A 6,825-nucleotide genomic window follows, 5' to 3' on the forward strand; every position below is an offset into this window, starting at 1 on the left:
TGCAGCAGCTGTTCCTTCGACGCGAAGTGATGGAGCAGTCCCGCGGGGGTGACACCCGCTTCCCCGGCGATCTGGGCGAGCGTCGTGCTGCGCCAGCCGTTGCGGGTGAGGAGGCGCTGGGCGACATCGAGGATCCGCTGCTTGCGGTCCTCGCCCTTGGCGAGGAGCGTGTCGTAGCGCCGTGCGACGGACAAACCGGACTCCCTTGACCTGGCCGATCCAAAACCAACCTAGTGAACACACAGTAGGTTAGTTTGACCGCTGTGACAAGGGTCACGAGGGCGCACGAGATTTTCAGCTCAGGAGTTCGACCAGGGTGGCGTTAGCGGTGCCGCCGCCTTCACACATGGTCTGCAGCCCATACCGGATCCCGTTGTTGCGCATGTGGTGCGCCATGCGCGTCATCAGCACCGCTCCGGACGCGCCCAGCGGATGTCCCAGCGCGATCGCGCCGCCCAGCGGATTGACCTGTGCGGGGTCCGCGCCGGTTTCTGCCAACCAGGCCAGCGGCACTGGCGCGAAGGCCTCGTTCACCTCGAACACGCCCACCTCCGACAGCGGCACGCCGGCCTTCTTCAGCACCTTCTCGGTCGCGGGTATCGGGCCGGTGAGCATGAGCACCGGGTCCGCTCCGGTCACCGCTCCCGCCAGGTAGCGCACGATCGGCGTCAACCCCAGCTCCACCGCCATCGCCGAGGTCATCACCAGCAGTGCGGCCGCGCCGTCGGAGATCTGCGAGGAGTTGCCCGCGTGGATCACGCCGTCTTCGGCGAACGCCGGCTTGAGCCCGGCGAGCTTCTCGACGGTGCTCCCCCGCCGCACGCCTTCGTCCGCGGACACAACGGTCTTGTCGGCTTCCCCGTCGGTGAACACCGGCACGATCTGATCGGTGAAGGCCCCGGCGTCCTGCGCCGCGGCCGCCCGCTCGTGGGACTGGACGGAGAATTCGTCGAGCCGGGTGCGGGAGAACCCCCACTTCTTGGCGATCATCTCCGCCGACAGCCCCTGGTTGAAGGAGAAATCGTCATAACGGGCAAGCACTTTCGGCCCGTAGGGCATGCCGCTGGCCCTCGCCGACCCCAGCGGAACGCGGCTCATCACCTCGACACCACCGGCCACGACGACGTCTTGCTGGCCCGACATCACCGCCTGCACGGCGAAGTCGAGCGCCTGCTGGCTCGAACCGCAGGCGCGGTTGACGGTGGTGCCCGGGATGTTCTCCGGCCAGCCGGCGGCCAGCACCGCGTAGCGGCCTATGTTGCTGGATTGGTCGCCCACCTGCGACACGCAGCCCCAGACCACGTCGTCGACGATCTCCGGGCCGACGCCGGCGCGCTCCAGCAGTTCGTTGAGGACGATCGCGGACAAGTCGGCGGCATGCATCCCGGCCAGGCCGCCGTTTCGCTTCCCGACCGCCGTGCGCACGGCCTCGACGATGACTGTCTCACGCATGTCTTTCACTCCTCATCCGATTTCGATAGCGACCACCGACCAGTAAACGACGGCTCCCGTCGTTCGGCGAAAGCCGCATACGCGGCCGCCGCGTCAGCAGTGGCGAAATTGCCGACCTGAGCGCGCGCCTCGTTGGCCAGCGCGTCACGCAAGGTCCGGTCGGCGCCCTCGTTCAGCAGCGCCTTGGTCTGGGCGAGCGCGATGGGAGGGCCGGCCGCCAGCCGATCCCCGAGATCCGTGACGAAAGCGTCGATCTCCACGTCCGACACCACCCAGGTCACCAAGTTCAGCGCGTAGGCTTCCTCGGCGTCGATCATGTCGGCGAGCAGCGCTAGCCGCTTAGCCTGTTGCAGGCCAACGAGTTTGGGCAGCAACCAGGAACCGCCGAGGTCGATCGACAGACCGCGCTTGGAAAAGATCTGGCAGAACTTCGATTCCGGCGTCGCGACCACGAAGTCGCAACCCAGCGCGAGGTTCCACCCCGCCCCCACAGCCACCCCGGTCACCTTGGCGATCGTCGGCATCGGCAGCTCGTGCAACGTCAGGGCGACGTCGGTCAGCCGCTGCAGCTTGTACTTCGGGTGAACGTCGTCGGGGACCGAAATGTCTGCGCCGGAACAAAAACTGCCGCCGGAACCGGTGAGCACCAGCGCCCGCACGCCGCGGTCCCGGCCGGCGGTGTGCAGCGCGTCGTGCAGCGCCACCCACAGTTCAGGGTTGATCGCGTTCTTGCGGCGCGGCCGGTTGAGGGTGAGCGTGCGTACCCCGTCGCAGTCTTCGGTCAGCAGCACGGGACCGTCGGGCCCGTCCGGGGCGGTCAATAGCTCCTCGGCAATTTCAGCACGTGGGATCCCAGGAAGTTGAGGATCATCTCCTGGCTGACCGGTGCGATCTTCATCAGCCGAGCCTCGCGGAAGTAACGGGCGACGTGGTACTCCTCCGAATAGCCCATGCCGCCGTGGGTCTGCAGCGCCCGGTCGGCGGCGGTGAATCCGGCATCGGCGCACAGGTATTTGGCGGTATTCGCCTCGCGCCCACAGGATTTGCCGTTGTCGTACAGCCACGTCGCCTTGCGCAGTATCAGCTCGGCCGCGTCCAGGCGGGCCAGCGAATCGGCAAGGGGGAACTGCAGGCCCTGGTTCATGCCGATCGGGCGGCCGAAGACCTCGCGCTCGTTGCCGTACTTGACCGCCTTCTCCAGCGCCACCCGGCCGATGCCCAGCGCCTCGGCGGCGATCAACATCCGCTCCGGGTTGAGGCCATCCAGGATGTACTGAAATCCCTTGCCCTCCTCCCCGATTCGGTCCTCGACCGGCACCTCCAGGTTGTCGATGAACAATTCGTTGGAGCTGACGGCGTTGCGACCCATCTTGCGGATTGGACGGACGTCGACCTTGCTGCGGTCGAGGTCGGTGAGGAACAACGTCATCCCGTCGGTCTTCTTTGTGACCTCTTCGTAGCTCTGCGTCCGGGTCAGCAGCAGAATCTTGGAGGATTCCAGCGCCTTGGAGATCCACACCTTGCGGCCGTTGACGATGTACTTATCCCCGTCACGCTTGGCGAACGTGGTGATGCGCGACGTGTCAAGTCCCGCACCGGGTTCGGTCACCCCGAAACAGACGTGCACCTCGCCGGTGGCGACGGCGGGCAACGTGCGTTGCTTGAGTTCATCGGAGCCGTGCACCACGACGGGCTGCATGCCGAAAATCGTCAAGTGGATCGCGCTGGCGCCGTTCATGGCGGCACCGGATCTGGCGACCTCTTCGAGCAGGATGGTGGCTTCGGTGATTCCGAGACCGTGGCCGCCGTATTCGGTGGGAATCGTCATGCCCAGCCAACCGCCGTCGGCGATCGCCCAGTAGAACTCGGTCGGGAATTCGTGCGCCTGGTCTTTCTCCATCCAGTACTGGTCGTCGAATTTCCGGGTCAACTCCGCCACCGATCGACGGATCAATTCCTGGTCCTCGGTCAGCTCAAAGTTCATTCCAGCGCCGGGCACCACTCATTCTCCTTTAGTCGAAACGCACCGGCTTCGGGTGTCGGCCCGCGGCGCCCGGCTTCGCCGCGCTTGCGACCGCCACCGGCGCACTTGCATTCCGGCGACGTCGCTCTTAGTCCTTGTTGCCCGAAAGCGCTTTCGCGTTGGCCGCGAAGTCCGCGAACGACGAGCCGCCCCGGGAGTCCTTGTCGTGGCCCGCCGCCTTTATCGACACGTCGTGCCCCTCGGCGGCCTTGCGCAGCGCACCGACGGTCGCCTGTTCGCGCGTGATGTGGGTGAACGGGTCGAACGAGTACCACCGCATCGCGTTCTCGTAGGTCATCTTGTTAATCTCGTCGTCCGGAACGTTGTTGAGGGACAACACATCCCACAACTCCTCTGGCGCGCCCGGCCACATCGAGTCGCTGTGCGGGTAGTCGGCCTCCCAGCAGATGTTGTCGATGCCGATCTCGTTGCGCAGTGCAACCCCGACCTTGTCACTGATGAAGCAGGTCAGGAAGTGCTCGCGGAAAACCTCGCTGGGCAGCTTGCCCTTGAAGTCCTGGTGCGTCCACGTCGAGTGCATCTCGAAGGTGCGGTCGGCCCGCTCCAGGAAGTAGGGGATCCAGCCGGTGCCGCCCTCGGACAGGGCGATATTGAGGTCCGGGTATTCCTTGATCGGCTTGGACCACAGCAGGTCCGCCGCCGCCTGCACGATGTTCATCGGCTGCAGCGTGATCATCACGTCCATCGGCGCGTCCGGAGCCGTGATCGCCAGCCGGCCCGAGGATCCGATGTGGACATTCATCACGGTGTTGGTGTCGCACAACGCATCCCACAGCGGCTTCCAGTAGTCGTCGTGGAAGCTGGGGTAGCCCATCGCGGCCGGGTTCTCGGTGAACGTCAGCGCGTGCACACCCTTCTTGGATACCCGACGCACCTCTTTGGCACATTCTTCGGCGTCCCAGATCACCGGGATCGCCATCGGAATGAATCGCGCCGGATATGCGCCGCACCACTCTTCGATGTGCCAGTCGTTGTACGCCTGCACCAGCGCGACGGAGAAATCGTGGTCCTCGGTGGCGAACAGGCGGCCGGCGAAACCGGGGAACGAGGGGAAGCAGATGGACGCCAGGATCCCACCGGCGTTCATGTCCTTGATCCGCTCGTCGACGTTGTAGCAACCGGGCCGGATCTCATCGAGCCCCGTGGGCTCGATCCCGTACTCCTCTTTGGGCCGGCCGGCGACCGCGTTCAGCGCCACGTTCGGGATGACCGTGTCGCGGAACTTCCACATGTCCGAGCCGTCGGCGTTGTGCACCAGCCGAGGCGCGTCGTCCTGATACTTCTTCGACAGATGGTTCTTGAACATGTTCGGCGGCTCGACGGTGTGGTCGTCGACGCTGATCAACATCATGTCTTCTTTGTTCATGGCCGTTGCCCTTCCGTTGAATCCAACGAACCGATTCCGCTTCCACACAGCCTCGGCGCATCGCTGTCCCGTGCCAAGATCACTAAAATGAAAACTATCTTCTCGCCAGGCGAGAATCAACATCCATCAGTAGCTGCGGGCGATCATCCGCGCCTGACCAGGGACGGGAAGCACAAGCCGATTTTGGCCGTAAACCGAGAGTGCGGCTCTCCTCGGCGCCAGCGGCGTCCGGGCGGCCCACGGTGTCCCCGCCGTTTTCGCTGGAAGGCCGACATCTATACGAGTGGGTGGTCCGAGCCGCCTGTCGGCATTGACCAGCCGGGCGAATCGTGCAACTCTATTGGTTGTAAATGAGAATATGATTCTCCTTGACCGAGAGGTGGTCGAGGCCAAGCCGAGAGGAGAACGCGGATGCGTCTGCAGCCGCTGCCCGCTGATCAGTGGGACGAGGCGACCCGGCAGGCACTCTCGGCCATGCGTGGCGCGGACACCAACAACGCGCTTTCGACCTTCGCTCACCACCCGGCACTGGCAAAGGCGTTTCTCCGATTCAACGTCCATCTCTTGATGTCGTCCACGCTGCCGCCGCGCATCCGCGAACTGGCCATCCTGCGCGTCGCGCACCGCCGCGACTGCGCCTACGAGTGGTCTCACCACGTCAGGATGGCCAAGGACGAGGGAATCACCGACGACCAGATCGACGCGGTCAAAAGGGGTGAGGCGACCGACCCGTTCGATCGTGCGGTGATCACCGCGGTCGACGAACTCGATGAGTACTCGCGGATGTCCGACCAGACCTGGGCGGCGCTCGGCGAGCACCTCAACGACCAACAACGCATGGACTTCATCTTCACGGTCGGCTGCTACGCCCTGCTGGCCATGGCTTTCAACACTTTTGGTGTCGAGCTCGAAAACGCCGATCAGCACTGATAAGAGGAGTTAGAACGTTGGCCCACTTCCCGAAGCCAGCCGCCGGCAGCTGGACAGAAAACTACCCCGACCTGGGGACCTCGCCGGTTGATTACACCGACTCCATCGACCCTGCGTTCTTCGAAGCCGAACGCGACGCGGTCTTCAAGAGGACCTGGCTCAACGTTGGCCGGGTCGAGCGACTCCCCAGGACCGGCAGCTACTTCACCAGGGAACTGCCGTCGGCCGGCAAGGGCACGTCGGTGATCATCACCAAAACCAAGGACGGGACCGTCAAGGCGTATCACAACGTCTGCCGGCACCGCGGAAACAAGTTGGTGTGGAACGACTTTCCCCAAGAGGAGACGTCCGGCACCTGCCGTCAGTTCACCTGCAAATACCACGCTTGGCGCTATAGCCTCGACGGTGAGCTGACCTTCATCCAGCAGCCGGACGAGTTCTTCGACGTCGACAAGAGCAACTACGGCTTGGCGTCGGTGCGCTGCGAGGTGTGGGAAGGCTTCATCTTCATCAACTTCGACGACAACGCCGCGCCGCTCACCGACTACCTCGGGCCGCTGGCCAAGAGCATCGAGGGCTACCCCTTCGGCGAGATGACGGAGACATACTCCTACCGGGCCGAGGTCGGCAGCAACTGGAAGCTGTTCATCGACGCGTTCGTCGAGTTCTACCACGCGCCGATCCTGCACCAAGGGCAGTACACCAAGGAAGAAGCCGCCAAGATCCAGAAGTACGGCTACGAGGCGCTGCACTACGAGCTGGCCGGGCCGCACAACCTGCAGTCGACCTGGGGCGGCCAGGCGCCGCCCGCGGACATGTCCATGGTCAAGCCGCTCGACCAGGTGTTGCGCAGCGGGTTGTTCGGTCCGTGGGACAAGCCCGAGCTCATGCAGAACTTCGAGCTGCCGCCGGGCGTCAACGTAAAGCGGGTGCCGCAGTGGGGCATCGACTCGTGGCTGTTCTACCCGAACTTCATGCTGCTGATCTGGGAGCCGGGCTGGTACCTGACCTACCACTACTGGCCGACCGCGGT

General features: G+C 64.4%; 7 protein-coding genes. 2 read left to right on the top strand and 5 right to left on the bottom strand.

Annotation, left to right across the window (positions count from 1 at the left end; translation table 11 throughout):
* The 5 genes from JOZ00_RS20295 to JOZ00_RS20315 form a co-directional block, all read right to left on the bottom strand.
* The coding region (locus tag JOZ00_RS20295; RefSeq protein ID WP_293347065.1) for a helix-turn-helix domain-containing protein at positions 1-194 on the bottom strand (194 nt) is incomplete at its 3' end.
* Positions 195-294: 100 nt separating this feature from the next.
* The gene (locus tag JOZ00_RS20300; protein WP_293347068.1) at positions 295-1,452 is read right to left on the bottom strand and encodes a thiolase family protein; all 1,158 of its coding nucleotides are present in this window, start codon (positions 1,450-1,452) and stop codon (positions 295-297) included.
* Between the two features lie 5 nt (positions 1,453-1,457).
* Positions 1,458-2,273, bottom strand: a complete 816-nt coding sequence (locus JOZ00_RS20305) for an enoyl-CoA hydratase-related protein (protein WP_293347071.1) — start codon at positions 2,271-2,273, stop codon at positions 1,458-1,460.
* Positions 2,270-3,436: an acyl-CoA dehydrogenase family protein gene (locus JOZ00_RS20310; RefSeq protein WP_293347083.1), complete on the bottom strand. Its 1,167-nt coding sequence runs from the start codon at positions 3,434-3,436 to the stop codon at positions 2,270-2,272. The genes JOZ00_RS20305 and JOZ00_RS20310 overlap by 4 nt, the downstream gene beginning before the upstream one ends.
* A gap of 127 nt (positions 3,437-3,563) precedes the next feature.
* The gene (locus JOZ00_RS20315) at positions 3,564-4,862 is read right to left on the bottom strand and encodes an amidohydrolase family protein (protein ID WP_293347074.1); all 1,299 of its coding nucleotides are present in this window, start codon (positions 4,860-4,862) and stop codon (positions 3,564-3,566) included.
* A 411-nt stretch (positions 4,863-5,273) separates the two neighbouring features.
* On the opposite strand from JOZ00_RS20315, the gene JOZ00_RS20320 reads away from it, so the two are divergent.
* On the top strand, positions 5,274-5,792 hold the full coding sequence (locus tag JOZ00_RS20320; RefSeq protein ID WP_293347077.1) for a carboxymuconolactone decarboxylase family protein: 519 nt from the start codon (positions 5,274-5,276) through the stop codon (positions 5,790-5,792).
* 17 nt (positions 5,793-5,809) lie between these two features.
* On the top strand, positions 5,810-6,825 hold a 1,016-nt coding region (locus JOZ00_RS20325; RefSeq protein ID WP_293347080.1), incomplete at its 3' end, for an aromatic ring-hydroxylating dioxygenase subunit alpha.

The organism is Mycobacterium sp., assembly GCF_019243155.1.
Taxonomy (GTDB): Bacteria; Actinomycetota; Actinomycetes; order Mycobacteriales; family Mycobacteriaceae; genus Mycobacterium.

Bases quoted from the DNA above. Each gene is read 5' to 3' on its own strand.
- JOZ00_RS20315 (WP_293347074.1), bottom strand. From the start codon at position 4,862: ATGAACAAAGAAGACATGATGTTGATCAGCGTCGACGACCACACCGTC.
- JOZ00_RS20310 (WP_293347083.1), bottom strand. From the start codon at position 3,436: ATGAACTTTGAGCTGACCGAGGACCAGGAATTGATCCGTCGATCGGTG.
- JOZ00_RS20300 (WP_293347068.1), bottom strand. From the start codon at position 1,452: ATGCGTGAGACAGTCATCGTCGAGGCCGTGCGCACGGCGGTCGGGAAG.
- JOZ00_RS20320 (WP_293347077.1), top strand. From the start codon at position 5,274: ATGCGTCTGCAGCCGCTGCCCGCTGATCAGTGGGACGAGGCGACCCGG.